Raw genomic sequence first — 24261 nt, 5'->3', positions numbered from 1 at the left:
GTCTTCATTCATACACCTGATGCCACACGCGCATCCTTCGCTTTAAAACGGAACCCAGATGCCCGAGCCGTTACTACAGGCCGTTGGTCTTGAGTGTGAGCGCGACGAGCGCCTTCTGTTCCAGAACCTGTCATTTTCCATACTGCCCGGTACGGTCACTCGTGTCGAGGGCCCGAATGGCTCCGGGAAAACAACTCTGCTCAGAATATTGGCGGGTTTGAATGACGCTTGGACGGGCGAGCTCAACTGGTGTGGCCACCCCAGAGATCAGCATCGAGAATCGTATCTGCGGAACATGTTGTACCTGGGGCATCGCCCGGGCATTAAACCGTTGTTAACACCACTGGAGAATTTGCGGGCATTGATGGCCGGTCGTCGGCCGTTAGAGGATGATGCACTGCTGCAAGCGTTAGCGGGTACGGGGCTATCGGGGTTTGAGCATGTGCCTTGTCGTAACCTGTCGGCCGGCCAGCAGCGCCGGGTAGCGTTGGCGCGTTTGTTGATAGCTGATGAGCCCTTGTGGCTGCTTGATGAGGTGTTTACCGCCATTGATGCATCCGGGGTGGAAGCCATTGAGTCGCTGTTGCTTCAACGGGCCCGAGAGGGTGGTGCGGTCGTGGTTACCACCCATCACAATCTCGATTTGCCGGGGATGGGCCGTATTACCTTGGGGGGTGGAATAGAGCGATGAACGCTAGCGCATCGATCAAAGTGCAATCGGTCAGTCGTTCTGTGGGCGTTCCGCAGGCTATGATCTCGGTCTTTTTGCGTGATGTGCGAGTTGCCTTTCGTCAAAAACAAGATCTGCTAAACCCGCTCTTGTTTTTTACTATGGTGGTAACTCTATTCCCCCTTGGAGTAAGCCCGGAAGTGGCATTCCTGAAACAGTCCGGAGCCGGTATCCTTTGGGTAGCGGCTTTGTTGTCGGTGCTGTTATCACTGGATCATCTGTTTCGACACGATTTTGATGATGGCACCCTGGAACAGTTAATGTTGCAGCCTCAGCCTCTGTTTTTGCTGGTGTTAGCGAAAACCCTGGCACACTGGATACTGACGGGGTTGCCTTTGGTGCTGTTAACGCCCGTTTTAGGATTAATGTTGCATCTGGACGGGAACTCCGTGGCAACTTTGTGTCTAACGCTGCTGATTGGCACTCCGGTTCTAAGTTTGATCGGCTCTATAGGCGCGGCATTGACGCTAGGCCTGCGTTCGGCTGGAGTACTCTTGTCACTGCTGATTATTCCGCTGTACATTCCTGTGCTTATTTTTGGCACCGGAACAGTGGCAGCAGCTGCAGAGGGGGCGCAAGTGTCCGGTTATCTGGCGTTGATGGGCGCGTTTTTGGTGTTGGCACTGACGCTGGCACCGTTTGCCTCGGCTGCAGCGTTACGAATCAGCCTGTCCAATAGCTGAATGTTTATCAGCGGGGCAGAAACGAACAGTGAACAGTAAGACGGTGACGAACTGATGTGGCAATTCTTTCACAAGCTGGGCTCTCCGAAGTGGTTCTTTGGAATAGCGAACCGCTTCATGCCATGGTTGCTGGCGGGGGGGCTGGTCCTGCTCGCTGCAGGATTAGTCTGGGGGTTGGCGTTTGCCCCGAAAGACTATTTGCAGGGCAATAGCTACCGAATCATCTTTATTCACGTGCCATCGGCATTTTTGGCTCAATCCATTTACATCATGATGGCCTCGGCGGCCGTGGTGACGTTGGTTTGGCGTATGAAGTTAGCTGACGTCTTTGTGAAATCCGTGGCACCGGTTGGTTTGATGTTTACCTTTTTGGCGCTTTTTACCGGTGCGGTTTGGGGCAAGCCGACCTGGGGCACTTGGTGGGTATGGGACGCACGGCTGACGTCCATGCTGATTTTGCTGTTTCTTTACGGCGGCGTGATCGCGCTTGATCGTTCTATCAATGATGAGAAATCGGCGGCCCGAGCGGTCGCGGTTCTGGTGCTGGTGGGCGTGGTGAATATCCCCATCATTAAATACTCGGTTAATTGGTGGAACACGCTGCACCAGCCCGCCACCTTCAAGTTGACAGAAAAACCCGCCATGGCGATGGAGATGTGGGTGCCGTTATTACTGTCGGTACTGGGGCTCTATCTTTTGTTTGGTTGGTTGGCATGCCTGAGAATGAAAACCGAAATCCTGATTCGGGAGCGTCGTACCCGATGGGTGAAAGACCTCGTTCTGGCGGGAAGGAAATAAGCAATGGCATTTGAATCGTTTTCAGCATTTCTCGCCATGGAAGGCCATGGTCCCTACGTTTGGACCTGTTATGCCGTGTTCGCCATTCTGGTCGCGGGCACGGGTCTTTGGTCGGCGAAACGCCATCAAGCTACGTATCACATGTGTAAGCGCAGCTATGAACAGCAGAACCCGAAAGGGCAGTCCGCGTCAAAAGCCGCAGCGACGTTCACACGTGTTGAAATCTCTCAGGATTGATCATTAGGTAACCCATGCACCCGATTCGTAAGAAAAGACTGACCATATTGATTTTTCTTGTTATTGGTTTAGCCGTTGCGGTTGGTCTGACCACCTATGCGTTGCGCCAGAACATCAATCTGTTTTACGACCCCACTGAAATTGCCGCGGGCAATGCGCCAGTCGATGTACGGATTCGAGCTGGCGGCATGGTTGAGGAGGGAAGCGTTAAACGTGACCCCGAGAGCCTTTCGGTTCGTTTCCGGGTGACAAACTTCACGGATTCTGTCCCAGTTGAGTATGTCGGCATCCTGCCGGATCTCTTTGCGGAAGGCCAAGGCGTGGTCGCCATGGGACGGCTGAACAACGAGGGTTTGTTTGTGGCGGATCAGGTGTTGGCGAAACACGATGAAAACTATATGCCACCGGAAGTGGCCGATGCGCTTGAAAAGTCATCGAAAGGACAGCACAAATCGCCATACGCTGACAAAGCTGCAGAATCCCAGGCTTATTGAGCCCCCATTTATTGTTGATGTTGGAGAGTCCTGATGTATCCGGAGCTCGGGCAAGTTTCACTGATACTCGCGCTGTTGCTGGCGTTGCTTCTTTCTGTTGTGCCGCTGACGGGAGCGTTAACCGGGCGTGATAGCCTGCAGGCCTTTGCCCGACCGTTGGCGTCGGGCATGTTCGTATTTACGGGGTTAGCCTTCGCCATTCTGACCCATGCCTTCATAGTGGACGATTTTTCCGTCGCCTATGTCGCCAACAACAGCAACAGCATGTTGCCCTGGTTTTATAAGTTCAGCGCAGTATGGGGCGGGCACGAAGGCTCGCTGTTGCTGTGGATTCTTATGCTGACGGGCTGGACCCTTGCAGTGGCGGTATTCAGCCGCAAGCTCCCGTCCACCATGGTGTCACAAGTTCTGTCTGTGATGGGCATGGTGTGCGTGGGTTTCTTCCTGTTCATTATTCTTACGTCCAACCCTTTCGATCGCCTGTTGCCAAACATTCCCGCAGATGGTCAGGATCTCAACCCGCTCTTGCAAGACATCGGTCTGATCATACACCCACCTATGCTTTACATGGGCTATGTCGGGTTTTCTGTTGCCTTTGCCTTCGCCTTGGCCGCATTGATTAATGGCCGTCTGGATGCAGCCTGGGCCCGTTGGTCTCGGCCTTGGACAACCGTCGCCTGGTCTTTCCTCACCATTGGCATTGCATTGGGAAGCTGGTGGGCCTACTACGAGCTTGGCTGGGGCGGCTGGTGGTTCTGGGATCCGGTCGAAAACGCATCCTTACTGCCTTGGTTGTCGGGCACCGCATTAATGCACTCGTTAGCGGTGACTGAAAAGCGCGGCGTATTCAAAAGCTGGACCGTATTGCTGGCCATCGTAACCTTCGCGTTGAGCTTGTTGGGCACCTTCTTAGTTCGCTCTGGCGTCTTGACCTCTGTTCATGCTTTCGCGTCTGATCCGGAGCGAGGCACCTTCCTGCTCATGCTGCTGGGTATAACCGTGATTGGCAGCTTGGTGCTGTACGCATTCCGCGCGCCGGTGGTGCACGTGCGTTCACGCTATGGCTCATTGTCCCGGGAAATATTCTTGTTGCTGAACAACGTGCTGTTGGTGACGGCAACACTGTTGGTCGCTATCGGAACGCTGTATCCGCTGGTTCTCGACTACCTGGATATGGGCAAACTATCTATAGGTGAACCCTTCTTCAACACCACGTTTAGTCCGTTGGCGGTGGCGACCGGGTTACTTCTGGGTGCGGGTGTATTTTCCCGTTGGAAGAAAACTGACGGGGGATGGCTGGGGCGTAAGCTTCTTTGGCCACTGGCTGTAAGCTTAACCGCCAGTGTGGCGGTGATTCTAATTTATGGCGATTTCAAGCCTTGGGCCTTCGCCGGCGTATTCGCGGCGGTCTGGGTTGCAGTGGCGACATTCTGGGACTTGTGGGACAAGTCGGCGTCCCGCCAAGGACGTTTGTACGGTCTAAAGCGCCAGTCTCGAAGCTATTGGGGCATGGTCATGGGTCACCTGGGCGTTGCTATGGTGATGGCAGGGGCGACCGTGGTATCGAACTACGGCATAGAGCGCGATGTCCGTATGGTGCCCGGTGATTCGGCCATGGTAGGTGATTACGAAATCGTATTTACCGACATTGGTAACCGTCGTGGGGCTAACTTTACCGCGCAATACGGCAGCTTCGATGTGCTGTTGGATGGTAAAAAGATCTCCGAATTGCACCCCGAGAAACGTAATTACCCGGTAGGAATGAGCGTGATGACCGAGGCCGATATTGATGGTGGCCTTTTCCGGGACATTTTCGTCGCTATCGGAGAACGGATTTCTGACGATGCCTGGGCTATTCGCCTGCAGTACAAACCCTTGATTCGCTGGCTTTGGTTGGGGGCTTTGGTCATGGCCATTGGTGGTTTCCTGGCGATCGCCGATAAACGTTATCGTATTCGGGAAAAGAAACAGGCAAAAGTCGCTGGTGGATCTGCCAAAGTGGGTAGCACACAGGCGGCGGGAGCAACATCATGAAGCGTTTGCTGTTGTTTTTGCCTTTGGTTATCGCGGTCGGTGTTGGCATTTTTCTGGCGACAGGTATTGGCAAAGATCCTACCAAGCTGGAGTCGGCACGCATTGGCAAACCGGTTCCGGCTTTTAGCCTGGAAAGTTTGAACAATCCAACCCAACTGTTGGATGAATCACTACTGAAGGGTGAAGTGGCCCTGTTGAATGTGTGGGCGGAGTGGTGCCCATCGTGCTGGGACGAGCATGAATACCTGATGTGGTTGTCGAAAGAGAAGGGCGTTCGCATCGTGGGGCTTAACTACAAAGACCAGCGCGAAACAGCATTCAGCTTTCTCGGGCGTTTGGGCAATCCCTACGATGAAATTATCTTTGACCCCAAAGGTTCGCTGGGTTTTGATCTCGGTGTATACGGCGCGCCCGAGACCTTTGTTATTGACGCTAATGGCATTGTTCAGTACCGCCACGTAGGTGTAGTGAACAAGCAAGTGTGGGAAGAAGTGCTGCAGCCAGTTATTCAAAAGGCCAAGGGGAATAGCTAATGCGTAATATTCAAGCTGCGTTATTGCTCTTAATGCTGAGTGCCGTTGGTGTGCAGGCTGAAGTGAGAGAAGTGTATGACTTTGACACTCGGGCCGAAGAGCAGCGCTATCAAAATCTGATTGCGGAATTACGTTGCCCCAAGTGCCAGAACCAGAACATTGCCGATTCCAACGCACCGATCTCGAAAGACATGCGGGATCAGGTCTATCGGTTGATGAAGAACGGCGCCAGCAACGATGAAATCGTGGGCGATTTGGTAGGCCGTTTCGGTGAGTTTGTGCAATACAAACCGCCCGTGGACAAACGGACCATCCTGCTGTGGGCCTTCCCTGCGATTGCGGTGATTACGGGTGTGGCTATCGTTGCCGGCGTTGCCATCCGGTCCCGCAAGCGCGAAGAGGAAGAGTCGGCACTAAGCCCCGACGAACTGGCCCGCGTTAAAAAGATGCTGGCAGACAAGGATCAGCAAGCCTGAAGCTGATCCACGCAACACATTTCTAACTGTGATGATGACTTCACCATGACTCAAGAAACCTTTTGGATTGCCTCAGCGGTATTGATTTTGTTCGCTATGGCATTCGTGTTGTATCCGGTGCTTTTCCATCGGCCCAAATCAAGAATTGAATTAGATCTTAGAAATCAGAACCTGCTGGCCTACAAATCGCGCCTCCGGGAGCTGGAAGTCGAACACGAAGCCGGTATTTTGGATCAGCAAAGTTACGAACAGCTGAAAGACGAACTGGCTGGTTCGATGTTGGATGATGTGCCTGAAAACGCTCAGCCCGAAAAACGCATACCGGGGCGCCGAAGTGCCATGGCGGTGGCTTTGTTAGCGATTTTGTTGCTGCCGGCGGGCGCTTTTTTTGCCTATGAGGAATGGGGTTCTATGGGGCAGGTGGAGCAGTATCTCACCATGCAGGAGATGAATGCTTCCGGGGCAGATCAGGCGGCTCGTATGTCGGAACTCGCCGACCAGCTGCGTGAACGTCTGCAAGAAAACCCCGAGAATATTGACGGCTGGGCCATGCTCGCTCAAACCTATATGCGAGTAGAGCGTTATGATGAGGCTGCAAAGGCGTATCAGCGCCTAGCGGAGTCGGTGACAGATGATCCTGCCTCAAGCGCGGTCGCTTACGGTTTATCTGCGCAGGCGTTATTTTTCAAAACGGAAGGGCAAATCACGCCAGCCGTTCAGCAGGCCATCGACAATGCCTTGGCGCTGGATGCGACCGAAGTGAATTCGCTGGGCTTGCTCGGTATTCACGCCTTTAGTCAGCAGAATTATCGTCAAGCTATCGAGTATTGGGAAACCATTACAGAAGCGGCACCCAATCATCCGCAAATTGCATCGATTCGTGGTGGTATCGCAGAAGCTTATGGCCGGTTGGGTGAAACGCCGCCTTCTCAGGCCGCCGAGGAAGCCCCGGCTACATCGGCGGGTGTGGACCTTCGTGTGTCCATAGACGCAACGTTCAAAGAGCAGGTGCCTGCCGACACCACGTTGTTTATTTTCGCCCGCCCGGCAGGCGCGACAGGCGGTGCGCCGATTGCAGTCACGCGGTTAACGGCGGGAGCCTTGCCGGTTAATGTTCGTCTAGATGACAACTATGCGATGTCGCCGGAAGCGACCATTTCCGCTGTCGACGAAGTCGTCGTAGTGGCACGCTTGACCCGTAGCGGTTCAATCAGCGCCCAACCCGGCGATTGGCAAGGACAGGTCACAGCGGACGTTGTTGCGCCGGATGCCGCTGGCCAGCCGGTGGAACTGATCATCAACCAGCAGCTGACTAACTGATTCGCCTTTGAGCCCGGCCGGCTAGCTAGACAGCCCGGCCGGGTAAAGCGGAGCCAGTCTGTTTTGATCTTCCTTCCTAACGCCTCCTTGCCTTAGCTGAGTCACCGCTTTCGCCAAGTTATCTCTCACGGTCTTATCGGAATTCGCCGATTCTGGTGTTTTCGCAGCATAGAGGCTGGCCTGAAAATCTCGCAGTGCTTCATCAAGGTCGCGGCTGTTGCTGTGGCGAACGACATCGGAAGTATCGTTAAAGTTCGTCTCGGGGAATCGCTCCCGAGCCCAACGAACTAACAGCACCGGCGTTTCAGGTGCACCGCTTTGAATCGCAGCTGTGAGTTGTACAAAACGGTCTTTCTCGTTGCCGTTGACGGGGGGCGTATCGTTCACTTCTGAGGCTGCCTGTTTTCTGCGAGAGAACCACCAAAGTGCAACGGTGATCAACCAAAGGCTACCCAGCAACAGGGTGGTCCAGAGCCACGGAGAACGGCTGTCCGCATCGGTACCGGGGCTTGCTTCGGGTGTTTGGCCGGCTGTCGGCTCCGGCTGTGAAGGTTCGTTGACCGCCGGCGCTGCTGCAGTACCCCCACCTTCAATTCGGTAACTGCGGGCCGGCAAAACGGCTGCTTCCAATTGGTCGGTTTGGGTGTTCCACCAAGGTACCCGAACTTCCGGAATGGTGATCTCGCCTGAATGTACCGGAACCAGCGCAGCTTCGAGCTGGAGGGTAGACTCAAGCCCGTCTTGAGTGGGCTCAGTGGCTCTTCGGGGTTGTTCTGGGTAGTGCCGAAGGGCGCTCGGATAGGCCACCGTGAGCGGCGGGAGTGCCTCGGAGGGTAGGCCAGCCGCCTGCATGACAATGTTTCGGGTCAGATTGCTACCTGCCGTTAATACGTCGTTATCCGGTAGGCCGTCTTCAGCCAAAGCGAGACTGTCTGCTGGCAGCCAAGGCTGGTCTGCAGGGTAATCCGCGGGCACAGATTTTACTTGCACGGGGTAGAGCTGTTGGCTGTCTCTCAGGAACCGTAGAGCGCCGTTGGCCTCTCTGACTTGGCCTTCAAAACGGATGGCGGGCAGCTCCAAGTCTCCGGGCGTTTGCGGGAAAATGGCGTAACGCCGCTCCACCACACGGTACCGTTTGCCGCCGCGCTGAGTGGTGAACTCCCGCTGTTTACCCAGGCTTTCAATAACCGCGTCGGGGTGTTGCGGGTCAGAGAGTTCCCCTCGTATCAGGTTGCCCGAGAAATACAGCTGCACGGTCAATACCAGCTGCTCTTGCACGTAGACTTCGGCCTTGTCTGCAGACAGCTCAACAAAACTGTCACGGCTCGCGTCCGGTTGATCCGGGGGCGTGCCTGATACGACTTCGATGGTGACAGGCTTGGAAGTCGCTTCCTTAAATTTGAGTGCCGGGATGGTCAGGGTTCCGGAGCGTGTCGGCGCGAGTTGGTAGGTCCAGGTGATCTCGCCCACCATGTCGCCATTGACCGTTTGCACGCTGTAGCGTTGGTTGCGTGCGAGGATCTCGAAATCCGGTTCCACTTGCTCAATGTTCGGTGAAGGTAACTGCGACAGATCAAAGTTGAACAGGTTGCTGAGATTGAGTTCGATGTTCATCGACCCTTTTACCGTCAAGGTCAGTACTTCGCCCTCGTAGAGTTGATCCCGATCGGGCTCGGCTGTCAGCTCGTTGGCGAATAATGGGCCGGAAAGCAGGAACAGGAGGCAAAAGAGGGAAGACAGAAGGTTATTTACCATGGTGTATCGCCCTCGTCGCGTTGGGTCTGGCGTTGTTGATACTGTTGCAGGAACTTACGTTGCAGCAAGCCCCCCGGGTTGTCCGGCACTCGGCGTAGCAACTGTTCTTGCCCTTGGCTCAGGGGGTGCTCACTCACCGGTGCGGGAGCTTCGGCGCCGGGTGTCTGCTCTGAATGTTGCTCCGGTGGCTGCGCGTTAGTTTCTTGCTCGTTTTCAGACTGGCTCGGCTCTGGTTGATCCTGGGGCTGCTGACCGTCCTGATTTTGGTTTTCGGATGATTGTTGGTTTTCTTGATCCTGTTGTTCTCCGTTCTGGCTTTCGTTGCCATCGCTGGACTGCGAGTTATCGCCTTCTTGAGAGTCGCTGCTTTGGTTATCGGAATTGTTCTGTTGGGAGCTTTGGTCCTGATTCTCCTCGCCCTCTTGCTGCTGGTTTTGTTGTTGCTCCAGCAGTTGTTTTACCAGATTACGATTAAATTGGGCGTCGGCATGGTCGGGCTGTTCTTTCAGGACCTGCTCGTAGACTTCAAGTGCCTCTTCCAACTTGCTGGCCCGGGCCAGTGCATTGCCGCGATTGTAGTCGCCGTTAATATCGCCGGATCTTGAAAAGGCTTCGATGGCCGCTTCATATTTGCCAGCCCTGTAGAGAGCCGAGCCCCGCCAATCGGGTTGTTCCAAAACCTCGGCGGCATTATTTGGGTTTTGCTCGATCAGTTGCGGGCCACGCTGATCTTCTCTTTGCCACAGGCTATCCCAGTCCAGCGCCATTGCGGGCCTTGGTGCCATGGTAATTGGCAGTATGCAGAGCGCGAGAATGGCAAACGCCCCGCGGCGCCATCCCATCAGCAACAATGGGAGTGCCAACCATAGCAACCAATAACCATCGTCTTGCCGGCGGTTGATGGTGAGGCCATCCTCGCTTTCCAGCCCATCATCAGTCGCTTTGGGTTCTAAGTTCAATGCTCTAATGTCGGTGTCATCGAGCGTCATTTCGTGATTTTCTCCACCGGATTGGTGGGCCAGGTTCGCAAGCGCATCGGGGTTGGCTTTGGTAATCACGATGGTGTTCCCATCTCGAATGAAACCGTGACGGGGCAGGGGGATCGGGCCGCCTTCTTCGGTGCCAACGGTTAGAGTGCTGAGCGCGTAAGGCGTAACGATGAGTTGCTCATTTACCTTGCTTCGATAGTTCTCGGAAACATCATCGGCAATCAGAAGAATACGGCCACGCCCGGGCGCGCCATTGTTCAGTAGATTGATGGCTTCCTTCACGGCAAGGTCGGCGCGGTTGCCTTGGGCCGGCATAATCGTGGGTTCGAGCACGTTGAGCATGGCTTCAACGGTGCGGTGGTCTTCGGTCAGGGGGGTTACTACGTGGGCGTCACCGGCATACACCAGAAGCCCCGTAAGGCCGCCTTGGCGTGCCTCTAGAATATCCCGGATCTTGCGCTTTGCCAGAGTCAGCCTGTCCGGCTCGGTATCCGTGGCCAGCATAGATAAGGACAAATCCAGCGCAATCACCAGGCTGTCTTGCGGTTGCTTGAGCGGGGTTGGAGCTTGCCGCCAGCTAGGGCCAGCTAACGCAATGGCCAGAACGATAAGAGCAAGGCTAAAGGGCCAGAAGGGAGACACAGAGGTTCGATCAGACGCGTTGCCGCGACGGCGAATCAGTGGCTTGAGCAGGGCCGGGGAAATATAACGGCTCCAGCCGGCATCGCCTTGTTTCAGGCGATTTTGGAGCAGGTACATTAACGGAATAGCAAAGAGTAAACAAAGCCAAAGGGGCCGCAAAAATTGGAAATCAGCCACGATAAGCCTCCGTTTCCGGCGTAGAGCGAGAATTGGCGAAGCGGAAGGCCGTTAACAGCAGCCAGATCATTATGGCAAAGCCAGCTGGCCATACGAACAGCTCGGTCACAGGCCGGAAAAATTGCCCCTCCTGTTCAATGGGCTCCAGTTGATTGATGCTGTCGTAAATCATCTCAAGCTCTGGCAGGCTGCGGGCACGGAAGTACCGACCGCCGGTTTGGTCGGCCATTCGGTTAAGTAACTCTTCGTCCAGATCCCGGGACGGGTTTACCCGGCGGGTGCCAAGCAAGCCTTGTTGAATCACCGATTCAGCACCAATGCCGATGGTGTAGAGCCTTACGCCGGCTGCAGCGGCGATATCAATGGCTTTATCCGGGCTAATTTCGCCAGCAGTGTTGGCACCGTCGGTTAGCATGATGGCGACACGCTGTTCTTGTGGTCGGTCGCGCAGCCGTTTTACCGCAAGGCCAACAGCATCTCCGATGGCGGTCGCGCGCCCTGCCATGCCTAAACCGGATTCAAGCAATAGCGTCCGAACGGTTTCCCGGTCGAAGGTGAGGGGAGCTTGCACGTAGGGTTCTGTGCCGAAAAGAATCAAACCAAGCCGGTCGCCTTCCCGCTGATCGATGAAGTCGTTAAGCACTCGCTTTACCGCTTGCAGGCGATTGATGCTGCGCCCACGCAACACCATGTCTTGTTCTTCCATGCTGGGTGAAATATCGACGACCAACATCAGATCGCGTCCGGTGATAGGCATTTGAACTTGCTCGCCTACATGCTGAGGTCGGGCAAGTGCGACCACAAGGCAAAGCCAGGCTGCCAGAATCAACAACCTTCGCCACCAAGGATTGGTTTTGCCCTGAGTGCTGACTCCCGGCATATCGGCGAGCCAATGCCCGACAGGAATAACCGGTGCATCCACGGGCTCGCTCTGTTGCTTTCGTGAAATCAGCAACAGGGGCAGTAAAGCAAGTAGTAAGGCCCACGGATATGCAAGGCTGATCATAGCTGGGCCTCCAGCCAAAATGTTGCAAATGTCAGTGCATTACGAGGATCGATAGCCGGTTTGGGTTGCCAGGCAGCGGCAACCATCGCTTCTGCTGTCGGGCGAGATGCAATGCGGTCTTTGGGGAGGGTGTCCAGCAGGAACTCTACCCATTGGTCGCCGGTCATCGATTCTGGATGACGATGCTCGTGAGTTTGGCGTGCAACACGCTTGAGCAGTCGGTTCAAATCACCGTACCAACTAGGTTCGTTGCGTATCTGTTGGCCCAGTGTTGCCAGCTCGGCTTTGGCCTGACGCTTCCACAAGGTTCGCGCACGATGACGTTTCCAGGCCACCGCCAACGCGATTAATGCGATCAGACACAAGGCTGCAAGCAACCACCAACCTGGTGCTGGAGGCCACCAGCCACCGGTTTCAGGTAGATGAATATCTTTCAGCTGGGTGAGTGGATCTTGTGGGTTCATCAGATCCGTCCTCCCGGCCCAAGTTGAAGTCTCAAGGCTTCCGCCGGATTGTCCTGCGTCATGATGGTTGAAGTTTGTACGCCGGAGGTGCGAAAGCATTCGGCCAGCTGCTGTTCGTGGCTGGAAATTTTGTCCCGCCAGGCCCGTTGGAAATTCGGATTGCCTGCATCAAACCAGACCGGGCCTTCAGGCCCGGCAACTGCGAACTGGCCGCTGTGAGGCAGATCTTTTTCGAGCGGGTCCATTATTCTCAGAGCGCTCACGCTATTATGCCTCGCCAGCGCTCCTAACAAACTGGTGGTTTCGTTGGATAGATTCATGAAATCGCTGACGATGAAAATACGGCTGCCGGTGTGAGCGACTCGACGCGCTTCCGACAGCGCCTTGTTCAGGTTTGGGCCATCAGGAAGCGCCGGGTTTGGAGGAGTGCCGGGTTGATGCTGCAGTCTGGCCAGCGTATCCAATAGCCGTAAAAGCGATTTTTTGCGGCGAGCCGGCCGCAATACTTCAAGCTCCTGATGGTTGAACGCCAGCCCTCCTACCTGATCACCAGCCATAAGAGCCAGCCAGGCCAGAAGCGCGGTTATTTGAGCACTTCGGGCTTGTTTATAAGCGCCGGTGCTGGCGAAGAACAGGCTAGGCCCTAAGTCAGCGATGAGCAGGACTGGGCGTTCGCGTTCTTCTTCGAACAGTTTGGTGTGGGGCGATTGGCGCCGAGCCGTCACGCGCCAGTCAATACTGCGAATATCGTCGCCGGGCTGGTATTGCCGAACTTCGGCAAAGGTCATGCCCCGGCCGCGCTGGCGCGATTGCCTCAAACCAGCCTGACGGCCACGCACCTGCCGGGCTGAGGGCAGTTTCAAAGCTCTGGCATCGGCTTGTAAGCGAACCAGATCTTCCAGGGTGGCGTGGGTGACTGCTGTGTTGCCCATGGGTCTTTCTCTTGTCGCCGAAGCGGGTTTTGCAAACACGTCAGGCGGTTACCGGAACCCGGTCGATCAGCCTTTGAAGCACGGCGTCGGCGGTCATACCTTCGGCTTCCGCCTCGAAGGTCAGAAGAATTCGGTGACGAAGAACGTCAAAGGCCATAGTACGAATATCATCGGGGGTTACGTAGTCCCGACCGTCCAGCCAAGCCAGTGCCCGGGCGCAGCGGTCCAAGGCGATTGTGCCGCGCGGGCTGGCACCAAAGGCCGTCCAACGCGCCAGTTCCGGGTCGAGTACAGCGGCATCTCGAGTCGCCAGTATTAACGCCAGCAGATACTGCTCAACCGGTTCGGCCATATAGATATTGGAAATCTCCTGCCGTGCTTCCATCACCTGATCTTCTGTTAGACGAATGTCTACGTTCGGAATTCCCTGACGGTAGTCACTGCGGGCCAGGTGCAGAATCTCCCTTTCAGCATCGGCACTTGGGTAATCAATTACCACGTGCATGAGGAAACGATCGAGCTGGGCTTCGGGCAGTGGGTAAGTGCCTTCCTGTTCAATCGGGTTTTGGGTGGCCATCACCATAAACAGTTTCGGCAGCGGGAAGGTCTGCATGCCCACACTGATTTGGCGTTCGCCCATGGCTTCGAGCAGCGCAGATTGCACTTTTGCAGGGGCGCGGTTGATTTCGTCAGCTAACACCAGATTGTGAAATATGGGCCCACGCTGGAATTCGAACAGGCCGGTTTCAGCCCGGTAGATTTCGCTACCGGTAACGTCCGACGGTAACAGGTCCGGCGTGAACTGAATCCGGTGAAAATCACCTTCGATATGGTCGGCAAGGGCTTTTACAGCGGTGGTTTTTGCCAGCCCGGGCGCCCCCTCAACGAGGAGGTGGCCATCGGCCAAGAGGGCAATCAAAAGGCGGTCTACCAGCTTGTCCTGGCCGATGATGCGCTTTGCCAGTTGTGCTCTGAGGGCACCGAAAGTTTGCTGTAACGACATGAGGTTTACTGCTCTTGGTGTTTAAGGTCTGTTGGCGCCACCGAAATTGCGGCTAAGTAGTTGCCGAAGTTTTGAGGGCGGGCCAGCAAAAATCAAGGGTTTGACTATGCTTATGTGACGATAAGCGGATTACGTTTCTTTCACACAAACTAATTTGAGGTCGGATATGAACGCGCTGACAATCGCCAGCAAAGAGCAGTTTTTTGATCAGTTGTCAGAAGCCTTTGCAAAAAAGATTGCGAAGAGCGAAGCGAAGAAAATTGCCGAGTTCGCCCGGTTGCATTATGCCCATATTCCCTTGGAAGAACTGGTAAGCCGACGATTCTCCGATACCTACGGTGCGGTTCTGGCCGCTTGGCAGTTTTTGCAGAAGCGAACAGCCGATGAAACGCCGGTATCGGTATTCAACCCGGACCTCGAGAGTGACGGGTGGCAATCTACCCACACCGTTATTTTTATCTTGCATCCGAATATTCCATTCCTGATCGACTCTTTACGTATAGTGGTCAATCAGCGTGAGATCGGAACCCATTCGATCCAGCATTCGGTACTTCAGGTCGAGCGCGAGAAAACCGGCAAACTCAAAAAGATCCACGGCGCTAAAACGTCCGCTTCATCAGGTTATGAGGCATTTATCGTACTGGAAATTGATCGGCACACGTCGCCGAAGGATCTCAGCGGTCTTGAGGAAAATCTGCAAAGCGTGCTGCACGAGGTTCGCATTGCTGTCGAAGATTTTCCGGTTGTGCAAGACAAAGTTGCGGATATTATCAAAGAGCTCGATAGCACGAAGGCAGGTGTAAGCGCCGACGACAAGAAAGAAGCCAAGGCGTTCATGAGCTGGCTGGCGGACGACCACTTTACCTTCCTGGGTTACGACGAATACGATTTCGTGAAAGATAAAAAAGGCATGGTGGTACAGCGTGTCGCTAATTCAGAGCTGGGGATTTTTCGCGTTAATAACGAACGCCCGGAAAAAGTGCAGCTGAACGAACTGCCTCAGCGTACCCGTCACGCCATGACTCGAGCCGACGACATCTTTATATTCGCCAAATCGGCCCAGCGCTCGCGCGTGCACCGTCCAGCTTACCCGGACTATATCGCGGTCAAGAAATTCAACAGCAAAGGTGAAGTGGTAGGCGAGCGCCGCTTCCTTGGTTTGTACACCTCTCGTGTATACAACGAGCGCCCGGATGAAATTCCGTTGCTGCGCCGAAAGTTTGATGCGGTCATGGACGGCTCGGGCTTTATGCCGACCGATTATGCGGGCAAAGAACTCGTGCAGATTTTGACGCTGTATCCGCGCGACGAATTGTTTCAGATCGAAACGGATGAGCTGCTCAAAGTGGCGAAGAACATCCTGTATGTTCAGGAGCGTCGGCGTATTGAGCTGTTTATGCGTGAGGATGTCTACGGACAATTCGTGACGTGTTTGGCCTTTTTCCCCCGCGACATATACAACACCGAACTGCGCGTAAAAGTAGAGCAGGTGTTGATGGACCGATTGGGCGCCCACGATATTGAATTCGTGACGCATTTTTCTGAGTCCCCGCTGGCTCGGGTGCAATTCACCATTCGGGTTCCTCAGGTTGAAAATCGTGATCTGCCGCTGGCCGATATTCGCGATCAGGTGATTGATCTTGCTCAGTCATGGCGCGACGGGCTGGATGTGGCTCTGACCGAAGCCTTCGGCGAAGAGTCTGGTAACGAACTCTATCGTTTGTGGGCGAGTGGTTTCCCAGCCAGTTACGTTGAAAAGTTCTCCCCTCGGCGTGCTGCGGTTGATCTTGAGCACATCACGGCATCCGTGCGTGAGAAAGACCTGGCCATGAGCTTCTACAGGGCTCTGGAAGAAGATGAAAACACACTGCATTTCAAGTTGTTCTACCCGACCGAGCCCTTGCCGTTATCGGATGTGATGCCGATTTTCGAGAATCTGGGATTCCGGGTCATAGGAGAGCATCCGTTTGAAGTCACGAAGCGCTCCGGGCAATCGGTGTGGATTCATGACTTTACCTTGCAGGCATACTCTGGAGAGGCGCTGGATATTCATCGTATCCGCCCGATATTTGAAGAGCTGTTCCGCCGGGTTTGGCATGGTGAGGCAGAGAACGATGCCTTTAACCGGCTGATGCTAACGTCTTACATGGGCTGGCGTGAAATTGCCTTGCTGCGCACTTACGCCCGTTATATGCGCCAGATTCGTTTCTCGAACAGTCAAACGTTTATTTCCAACACCTTGGTGAATCACGTCAATCTGACCAACCTTTTGCTGGAATTTTTTGATGTTCGGTTCAATCCGGAACGTTATAAGAGTGCCGCGAAATGCGAGGCGGCGCAGCAAAAGCTGGAAATTGAATTTCACGCAGGCTTGGACAACGTTGATAACTTGAGCGAAGACAGGGTTCTGCGGCTCTATCTCGAGTTAATGCAGGCAACCCTGAGAACCAACTACTTCCAGCCAGGCGATGAAGGCAAGTCAAAGCCATATATCAGTGTGAAGTTTGATCCGACTCGTATTCCGGATGTGCCGCTTCCGTTGCCGATGTTTGAAATCTTCGTCTACTCACCGCGTGTAGAGGGCGTGCACTTGCGAGGTGGCAAGGTTGCCCGGGGTGGCTTGCGATGGTCGGATCGTTACGAAGACTACCGCACCGAAGTGTTGGGGCTGGTGAAGGCCCAGCAGGTTAAGAATGCAGTCATCGTACCGGTGGGTGCCAAAGGTGGATTCGTGGCCAAGCAGCTGCCGTCGCCGTCAGACCGTGAGGCCTTCCAGGCAGAAGGGAAAGAAGCGTATAAAACGTTCATACGGGGCTTGCTGGATATTACCGACAATTTGGTGGATGCCGGCATTCAGCCCCCCGAGCAGGTTGTGCGGCATGACGAAGACGATCACTACCTGGTTGTGGCCGCCGACAAAGGAACTGCGACTTTCTCCGACATCGCTAACGGCCTGGCAGCGGAATACGGCTTCTGGATGGGCGATGCCTTCGCTTCCGGTGGCAGTAATGGCTACGACCACAAGAAGATGGGCATTACCGCCCGTGGTGCCTGGGTGTCTGTAGAGCGTCACTTCCGTGAAATGGGGATCAATCCTGCCGATGATGAATTCACTGCTATCGGTATTGGTGACATGGGCGGCGACGTTTTTGGTAATGGCTTGCTGTGTTCTGAGAAAACACGGTTGGTGGCGGCATTCAACCACGTACACATTTTCATCGATCCGAACCCGGATGCCGCAAAAACTTACAAAGAGCGTAAGCGGTTGTTCGAAATGCCGCGCTCGGCATGGACGGATTTTGACTCGAAATTGATCTCGAAAGGTGGCGGCGTGTTTAGCCGTACTGCAAAATCCATCGCGCTGACGCCTGAAATCAAGAAGCTGCTTGGCATTACAGCCGATAGCGTTCCGCCGAATATGCTGATCGGCCATATCTTGAAGTCCGAAGTAGACCTGCTTTGGGTGGGCGGCATTGGAACCTACGTCAAAGGTGCATCAGAGAGCCACGCGGATGTTGGGGATAAAGCCAACGACGGCGTGCGCATTAATGGCGGAGAGTTACGCTGCAAAGTGGTCGGGGAAGGCGGCAACCTTGGCTTCACCCAGCTTGGTCGGATTGACTACGCCCTCAATGGCGGGCGTTTGAACACAGACTTCATTGACAACGCCGGTGGTGTGGATTGTTCAGACCACGAGGTCAATATGAAGATTCTGCTCAATCGCGCCGTGGCTATGGGCGATCTGACCCAAAAACAGCGTAATAAAATGCTTGAAGACATGACCGATGATGTGTCTGCGCTCGTGTTGAAGAATAACTATCGCCAGACACAGGCCATCAGTATTGCCAACGAAGATACCTTCATTCGGCTGGAAGAGTACCGTCGTTTGATGAATTCGTTCGAAAGCGAAGACAAGCTTAACCGGGGGCTGGAGTTCCTGCCGGACGACGAGGCATTGTCTGAGCGGAAACTGATCTCGAAAGGCCTGACCCGGCCTGAGTTATCGGTGCTAATTTCATACGTGAAAGGGGACCTTAAGCAAACACTGATGGACAGCAGTTTGCCGGATAACCCACTGCTTGAAGGGGAAATGTACAAGGTTTTCCCGAAAGAGCTTACAAGCAAGTTCAAAACGGAATTGGGCGAGCACCAGTTGCGGCGGGAAATCATCGCCACACAGATTGCGAACGACATGGTAAACCACATGGGGATTACCTTTGTTGAGCGCTTACAGCAATCAACCGGTGCCGACCCGGCAACCATTGCATTGGCTTGGATTATTGCCCGGGACGTGTTCCGCATAGATAACTGGTGGGACCGGATCGAAGCCTTGGATTACCATGTATCGGCAGAGCTTCAGTTGGAGCTGATGCAGGATCTGATGCGCTTGATGCGCCGGTCTGTGCGCTGGTTGCTACGCAACCGCCGTGCAGAACTAAACATCCAGACCCACATGGAGCGGTTCGCCGATAGTGTTTGGGCCATTACTTCGAATCTGCCGGAATATCTGGGCGTACAAGCGAAGGCGGATTGGGAAAAACGCAACGAAGAGCTGGTGGCGGCCGGTATTCCGAAAGATCTGGCGTCGGTACTTTCCGGTACGGGGTATTTGTACTCGTCATTGGGTGTCATCGAAGCCAAAGAGACAACAAAGATGCCGCTCAAGGCTGTGGCAAATTTGTATTACGACTTGGGCGACCGGCTCGATCTGAATTGGTTTGCGGATGCCATTGCGGCCTTGACCCCGAACTCCCATTGGCAGGCCTTGGCGCGGGAAAGCTTCCGTGAAGATCTCGATTGGCAGCAGCGCGCATTGACCACCGGCGTCCTGCAGCTGGCGGGCAAGGCCGAAAAAGTGCCGGAGTGTGTGCAAGCATGGGAAGAAAAAAATCAGCACATGATTGAGCGCTGGAACAGCATGCTGGCGGAGCTGAAAGGCGTACGAGAGCCTGAGTACGCGATGTTCTCCGTGGCGCTGCGCGAGCTGTTGGATTTGGCCCAAAGCACACTTCACCAGCAGCCTGACGAGTAAGATCAGGCGTAAATAGAGTGATAAAAGCCCTGATGATGCCCTGATGGCAGACTCAGGGCTTTTTTCCGGTTAGCATACGGGCTTTTCAGCATCACCTTCAGGCCGGCTTGCCATGTCTTCACTACCGAATACTCACGAAGTTCTCCTCCGCAATGCTCATTTATTGAATGGTCGTGTGGCCGTTTTGGGGCTTTCTGATCCCGGTTTGTTACCGCAATGTCCTTCTGCAGGGTTGGTGATGACCGAGCATGCAGGTGTGTTCAAAGCGTTGGCGCCGCACACAGACTGGCAGCAGTGCTTTGGTTACGACACGGGAGGTTTGCAATCCAGCTCTTTCGACACGGTCATCGTGTTTTTGCCCAAGGCGCGGGCAGAGCTCAACGTACGCTTAGCTATGGCGCAATTTCTAGGTTGTTCGGGGGCAAGCCTGGTGATGATCGGTGAGAAAAAAGAAGGCATTGCTGGCGGCTCTAAACAGTTTCTTCAGTCCGTGCCCGATGGTATGAAAATTGACAGTGCCCGACACTGCCAGGTTTGGAGTGGTACAAACAGTCAGCCCAAAGGCGTGTTCGCACTGGAAGACTATCTGGAATGGACACCGGTTAGTTGTGCCGGCGTTGAAGTATCTGTTGCCGGTTTGCCGGGCGTATTCAGTGAGGGTGAGCTGGATGGAGGGACTCGGTTACTGCTGGAGAACCTCGCAGAAAAGCCATTATCTGGTGAAAAAGTACTGGATTTTGCCTGCGGTGCTGGCGTTATTGGTAGCTGGCTCCAGTGTTATCGGCGTGCAGCGGGTGATGAACCCGGAGTGGTCGATGGGGTAGACGTACAAGCGCAAGCGGTAGCCTGCGCCAAGGCAACCTATGAACGGGCAGGTGCGCAGGGCGAAATACATGCGGAAGATGGACTGGCGGGGCTGAAAGGTCGTTGGCAAGCGGTTGTGACAAATCCGCCGTTTCATTCCGGTGTAAAAACCGATACATCGATGACCGAACAGTTTATTCGTCAGGTTGCGAAGCACTTGGTGCCCGGTGGCGAACTGAGATTAGTGGCGAACAGCTTTTTGCCCTACGAAGCTCTATTGCAGAGGTTTATCGGCCCGGTGCAAACACTGGCTCAAGATAAGCGATTTACCGTGTATCGAGCGTTTCAGCGGGTGCCGCGCTGAATTTCAGGCATAAAAAAACCCCTGGGGAGGGGTAAAAAAGCATGTGCAGAAAACGATCGGTCAATCGGCAGGGTGCCGATTCTCTGACCGAAAAGGGTTTTCGGCGTGAACAAGGCTAATTTAGGGTTTATTTCTAGAGTAAACAGCCTAAAAACATTATTTAACTGAAATTGGCGGCCGGATGCCTGAAATGACAAGTGAAGTGCTCGAAATTGCTGGCAAGAGTTTAGTTTTGGCGCGGCCTGGCATTGCGGCCTCAACGTTGAGAGCATGGGATGCCGCCGACGAGCTGTTATTAGATGAAGCTTTGAGGCGTGTAACTACGGAACACCGGGTTCTTGTGGTAGACGACACCTTTGGCGCTTTGACGATAGGGCTGAGCGAGTTCGCGCCGGTTTCAGTTGCTGATAGCGCAAGTTTAGAAGCTGCATTAAAGGTCAACGCTGACCTGAATAAATCACGGCCGAACCCACCGAAACCGCACAATTGGCTGAATCCGCCGGACGGGCCGTTTGACCTTGTAGTGATGCGAATCTCTAGGCAGGCCGAGTATCTGGCTTGGCTGCTGCGTTGGGTGAACGCTCAGTTGGCAGAAAACGGCTGTTTATTGGCTGGAGGCATGATTAAACATCTGCCCGAACGCAGTGTCGACGTGTTTTCCGACGCGGTGGTGACACAGTCGGTCCTTCCCGCGAGGAAGAAAGCCCGGGTTGTTGTCTGCGGCCGTGGCAACGAAACTCTGGATGCGTGGTCAGCTATCTGGAAAGGGTATAAGCAAGACGATCTGCCGGCTCGGGTAGAAGCCATGCCTGCGGTGTTTTCAAGAGAACGCTTGGATATTGGCACCCGTGAATTGCTGCCCATAGTGAAACCAGCGGTCAAAGCGCTAGATTCCGAAGCCCGCGTACTTGATCTTGCATGCGGCAACGGCGTGCTGGGGCTTACTGCATTGGCTTGCCGGGATGATATCGCTCTCACGTTTAGTGATGTTTCCAGTCAGGCGGTTGCCAGCGTGGAACATAACCTCGAGCGCAGTGGTTACATGGGCCGCGCGCAATTGCATCACAGTGACGGAGTGCCGCAGGAAAGTGGGCAGTATCAGTTGATCTTGCTGAACCCTCCGTTTCATGAAGGCGGCGTAGTCGGGGACCATATTGCACAGAGGCTGTTCAAAGAGGCTGCTGAGCATCTTTCGGCGAACGGGCGGGTGTTGATGGTAGGTAATCGGCACTTGGGCTATCACCGCACTCTGAAACGCTACTTTAGATCGGTGCAGCAGCGGGCGGCAAACCCGCGCTTTGTGGTGTTTGAAGCGTCGCTATAGCGGTTTGAATCAAACTGTCGTAGTAGGGCGGTCGTACCCCAGACGTGCGAGCGTATCAACGATGGTTTGTGTCTGGCTGTCTACTTCAATGTTGACTGCTTGACCTTGGTCGACGCTGCCGAAGGTGGTCGCGCGAAGTGTTTCAGGAATCAAGTACACGTTGAAACGATTAGCCTCGACCTCACCAACAGTCAAGCTGGCACCATTGATGGCAATAAAGCCTTTCGGGAATACGTACTTCATCCAGTTTTCCGGCACTTCAAACCATAGGGTCACGTTGTTTTCGGTTCGAATAATCTCTGCTAATTGAGCAGTGGTATGCACATGCCCGCTCAACAAATGCCCGCCAATCTCATCGCCAATCCGAGCTGCCCGTTCGAAGTTCACTTCGTCGCCTATCTTGAGCTGCCCAAGAGTTGTTAATCGAAGGGTTTCTTGCATGGCATCGAAATAGAGCTGCTGGCCTTCCTGCCGCGTTACCGTCATGCAAGTACCGTTAATGGCCACGGAGGCACCAATCGTTACCCCATTTACTTTGTCTTCAGGAAGTTCAATAACGAGGGTGTTCAGGCCCGGTGTTGTATGGATTTCGATTACTTTGGCAATTCCCTGAACGATACCGGTAAACATAAACCGTCTCCTGACGTGCGATGAATGGCGAAAGGATACCGGCGGTGGCGCCGGTTGCCAAGGAGTAGCACCGGTTGAAACCCACTCAAGCTTTAGCGCCTGTGGTCGATAACCAAATCAATCAAAGCATTCAATAGTGGGAATCTCATGGCGGACAATGCCACAACAACTATGGCTGGAGGTGTTGATTCACCACCCGCCCAACTCCGTGCAGGTAGACCGGCCGATCCTACCGCCGTTATCCAGAACGACCTCGATAACGGCGGCGATGCGGATCAGCCAGAAAGCAAGGCTACAGAGCGTGGCGAGCAATCTGGTCAGGCCAGTCCCGGCGTTGAAAATGAGCAAAGCCAGCAAGATGATGAGCACCGCCAAGCCCAAACAGAATTGAAAAACCTCAGGTTGATGCTGAGGCAATGTGACCGCGTTCTGCTGATGGACTTTGACTTACTGTCGATGTCGGACTGGCCTGATAATTACTCGTTGGCGCAAGCACGGCGGCGTCGTGATCTTTGGTTGTTGTCTGCCTTGGTGGCGGCGACGTTGTTTCTGAGTGGATTAACAGGTTTCGTGCCAGCGTGGGTTGCCGGCGGAGCCTTCGGGGCCAGTGTAATCATTCTTCTTTTGGGCGTGCCGGCTATTCGGCGTATCTACACCAGCAAGCCTTCTTATCTGGATTTGGTATGGCGACGGCAGACTATGTTGAGCGATGCCCGCAAACATATTGCACACCTGGAAGGGAGCGAGGGGCTGGTTTGGCAATGTGCCCGAATGGCCCGCTATAACGCAAGTTTGCGGCATGGTCGCTTTAGCGACATGATCCGGCTATCTGAGCAGAGGGTTCTACCCCGATGCCTCACAAAGCGAGAAAATTTTCGGCATTATCTGATCTACATGCTGGAAGCAGAAAGAGCTTACAATAAAATCCAGCAAGCATTTTTGGATGGCAACCAAATGGCCATAGATAAGGGGTGGCAAGAGGTGGCAGCAACCCCCGAGCCTCGTGCTTGACATTATCAGCTCTCAAACGTATGTTTCAAACAGACGTTTGTTAGAGGCGCTGATAACAAGATGGCACAATCAGATACCGTAGATCGCATTCTCGATGCAGCTGAAGAGCTTTTCGCGGAGCGTGGGTTCGCAGAAACTTCGCTTCGTATGATTACCAGTAAGGCTAACGTAAATCTGGCTGCGGTCAATTACCATTTTGGCTCAAAGAAAGCGCTGATCCATGCGGTATTTGCGCGTTTTTTGACGCCATTCTCATCGACACTGGAAATCGCGTTCGACGAGTTAGAACAGAAGTGTCAGGGTACCCCCCCGACGTTGAGCCAGACTCTCTGGGTATTGACCGAAAGTGCGATACGTATGCCTCAGCGCAATGAAAATGGTATTTCTATCTTCATGCGTTTGCTGGGCCTTGCCTATACGCAATCCCAGGGGCATTTGCGCAAGTTTTTGGAGCAGGAATACGGGCAACCCTTCAGCCGTTTTATGAGCCTGTTGAAAGAAGCCACGCCGGAGCTGTCTGCTGTTGATCGATACTGGCGGATACAGTTCATGTTGGGCGCAACAGCGTTCACGATGTCCAGTAGTGATGCTTTGATCGATATACTCGACAACAAACTCGGTGTACAGGCATCGGTTCAGGAGATTGCCGCTCGTTTGGTACCTTTCCTTGCCGAGGGTATGAAGGCGCCCGATAAATTACAGGTTCCCCCAACGCTCTCGGGTACTACGGTTGCCTGAACTCCCCGCCCTCAGGTAGGCTTCCCTCTGGTTTTTGCCCGAGGGAGCTTACGCTTTGAATACCCCATGGCCCCAGCGGGCGCAT

21 protein-coding genes are annotated in these 24261 nt (G+C 54.2%); 14 read left to right on the top strand and 7 right to left on the bottom strand.

The window, feature by feature from the left end:
- Positions 1–58: 58 nt before the first annotated feature.
- Genes ccmA through ccmI form a run of 9 tightly spaced genes read left to right on the top strand, consistent with a single transcriptional unit; the run spans position 59 to position 7305 of the window.
- Positions 59–691 (top strand): cytochrome c biogenesis heme-transporting ATPase CcmA, encoded by a 633-nt coding sequence (ccmA, locus tag K5L82_RS07055; protein WP_223133646.1) that lies wholly within the window; start codon positions 59–61, stop codon positions 689–691.
- Positions 688–1413 (top strand): heme exporter protein CcmB, encoded by a 726-nt coding sequence (gene ccmB / locus K5L82_RS07050; protein ID WP_165950603.1) that lies wholly within the window; start codon positions 688–690, stop codon positions 1411–1413. Before ccmA ends, ccmB begins: the two co-directional genes overlap by 4 nt.
- Before the next feature lie 54 nt (positions 1414–1467).
- Complete coding sequence (gene ccmC, locus K5L82_RS07045; protein WP_133005951.1) at positions 1468–2211, top strand: heme ABC transporter permease CcmC; 744 nt, start codon at positions 1468–1470, stop codon at positions 2209–2211.
- A 3-nt stretch (positions 2212–2214) separates the two neighbouring features.
- Positions 2215–2448, top strand: a complete 234-nt coding sequence (gene ccmD, locus K5L82_RS07040; protein WP_133005950.1) for a heme exporter protein CcmD — start codon at positions 2215–2217, stop codon at positions 2446–2448.
- A 14-nt stretch (positions 2449–2462) separates the two neighbouring features.
- Complete coding sequence (gene ccmE / locus K5L82_RS07035) at positions 2463–2942, top strand: cytochrome c maturation protein CcmE (protein WP_133005949.1); 480 nt, start codon at positions 2463–2465, stop codon at positions 2940–2942.
- A gap of 33 nt (positions 2943–2975) precedes the next feature.
- Entirely contained in the window at positions 2976–4976 is a 2001-nt protein-coding gene (locus tag K5L82_RS07030; RefSeq protein ID WP_262492537.1) for a heme lyase CcmF/NrfE family subunit, read from the top strand.
- Positions 4973–5509: a DsbE family thiol:disulfide interchange protein gene (locus tag K5L82_RS07025; RefSeq protein WP_223133645.1), complete on the top strand. Its 537-nt coding sequence runs from the start codon at positions 4973–4975 to the stop codon at positions 5507–5509. The genes K5L82_RS07030 and K5L82_RS07025 overlap by 4 nt, the downstream gene beginning before the upstream one ends.
- Positions 5509–5985, top strand: a complete 477-nt coding sequence (locus K5L82_RS07020) for a cytochrome c-type biogenesis protein CcmH (RefSeq protein WP_223133644.1) — start codon at positions 5509–5511, stop codon at positions 5983–5985. Before K5L82_RS07025 ends, K5L82_RS07020 begins: the two co-directional genes overlap by 1 nt.
- 45 nt (positions 5986–6030) lie before the next feature.
- Positions 6031–7305 carry a c-type cytochrome biogenesis protein CcmI gene (gene ccmI, locus K5L82_RS07015; RefSeq protein ID WP_223133643.1) on the top strand — a complete coding sequence of 425 codons (1275 nt, stop codon included), beginning with the start codon at positions 6031–6033 and terminating at the stop codon, positions 7303–7305.
- A gap of 21 nt (positions 7306–7326) precedes the next feature.
- Here the strand turns inward: ccmI and K5L82_RS07010 are convergent, their stop codons facing one another.
- From K5L82_RS07010 to K5L82_RS06985, 6 genes are read right to left on the bottom strand one after another with little or no spacing between them, the layout of a single operon-like run.
- Positions 7327–9060: a BatD family protein gene (locus K5L82_RS07010; RefSeq protein ID WP_223133642.1), complete on the bottom strand. Its 1734-nt coding sequence runs from the start codon at positions 9058–9060 to the stop codon at positions 7327–7329.
- Positions 9054–10868 carry a vWA domain-containing protein gene (locus K5L82_RS07005; protein WP_316933373.1) on the bottom strand — a complete coding sequence of 605 codons (1815 nt, stop codon included), beginning with the start codon at positions 10866–10868 and terminating at the stop codon, positions 9054–9056. Before K5L82_RS07005 ends, K5L82_RS07010 begins: the two co-directional genes overlap by 7 nt.
- The gene (locus K5L82_RS07000) at positions 10861–11874 is read right to left on the bottom strand and encodes a VWA domain-containing protein (protein ID WP_223133641.1); all 1014 of its coding nucleotides are present in this window, start codon (positions 11872–11874) and stop codon (positions 10861–10863) included. Before K5L82_RS07000 ends, K5L82_RS07005 begins: the two co-directional genes overlap by 8 nt.
- Positions 11871–12338 carry a DUF4381 domain-containing protein gene (locus K5L82_RS06995; protein ID WP_223133640.1) on the bottom strand — a complete coding sequence of 156 codons (468 nt, stop codon included), beginning with the start codon at positions 12336–12338 and terminating at the stop codon, positions 11871–11873. Before K5L82_RS06995 ends, K5L82_RS07000 begins: the two co-directional genes overlap by 4 nt.
- Complete coding sequence (locus K5L82_RS06990; protein ID WP_223133639.1) at positions 12338–13270, bottom strand: DUF58 domain-containing protein; 933 nt, start codon at positions 13268–13270, stop codon at positions 12338–12340. Before K5L82_RS06990 ends, K5L82_RS06995 begins: the two co-directional genes overlap by 1 nt.
- Positions 13271–13310: 40 nt before the next feature.
- Complete coding sequence (locus K5L82_RS06985; RefSeq protein WP_223133638.1) at positions 13311–14273, bottom strand: AAA family ATPase; 963 nt, start codon at positions 14271–14273, stop codon at positions 13311–13313.
- 166 nt (positions 14274–14439) lie between these two features.
- Here K5L82_RS06985 and K5L82_RS06980 point away from each other — a divergent pair, with 166 nt between their 5' ends.
- From K5L82_RS06980 to K5L82_RS06970, 3 genes are all read left to right on the top strand, one after another.
- Positions 14440–19305: an NAD-glutamate dehydrogenase gene (locus K5L82_RS06980; RefSeq protein WP_223133637.1), complete on the top strand. Its 4866-nt coding sequence runs from the start codon at positions 14440–14442 to the stop codon at positions 19303–19305.
- A 112-nt stretch (positions 19306–19417) separates the two neighbouring features.
- Positions 19418–20473, top strand: coding sequence for a class I SAM-dependent methyltransferase (locus K5L82_RS06975; RefSeq protein WP_223133636.1), 1056 nt, complete (start codon positions 19418–19420; stop codon positions 20471–20473).
- Between the two features lie 181 nt (positions 20474–20654).
- Positions 20655–21797, top strand: a complete 1143-nt coding sequence (locus tag K5L82_RS06970) for a class I SAM-dependent methyltransferase (protein ID WP_316933372.1) — start codon at positions 20655–20657, stop codon at positions 21795–21797.
- Between the two features lie 9 nt (positions 21798–21806).
- Here K5L82_RS06970 and K5L82_RS06965 read toward each other — a convergent pair whose 3' ends face one another.
- The gene (locus K5L82_RS06965) at positions 21807–22427 is read right to left on the bottom strand and encodes a riboflavin synthase subunit alpha (RefSeq protein WP_223133635.1); all 621 of its coding nucleotides are present in this window, start codon (positions 22425–22427) and stop codon (positions 21807–21809) included.
- Positions 22428–22574: 147 nt separating this feature from the next.
- On the opposite strand from K5L82_RS06965, the gene K5L82_RS06960 reads away from it, so the two are divergent.
- Together K5L82_RS06960 and K5L82_RS06955 are read left to right on the top strand one after the other, a co-directional pair.
- Positions 22575–23438: a hypothetical protein gene (locus tag K5L82_RS06960; RefSeq protein ID WP_223133634.1), complete on the top strand. Its 864-nt coding sequence runs from the start codon at positions 22575–22577 to the stop codon at positions 23436–23438.
- A 60-nt stretch (positions 23439–23498) separates the two neighbouring features.
- Entirely contained in the window at positions 23499–24176 is a 678-nt protein-coding gene (locus K5L82_RS06955) for a TetR/AcrR family transcriptional regulator (RefSeq protein WP_223133633.1), read from the top strand.
- Positions 24177–24261: the final 85 nt, after the last annotated feature.

The sequence above is a fragment of the Marinobacter sp. AL4B genome, from assembly GCF_019916045.1.
Lineage (GTDB): Bacteria > Pseudomonadota > Gammaproteobacteria > Pseudomonadales > Oleiphilaceae > Marinobacter.
Note: the sequence above shows the minus strand (reverse complement) of the source record. Positions and strands in the feature narration are given on the sequence as shown.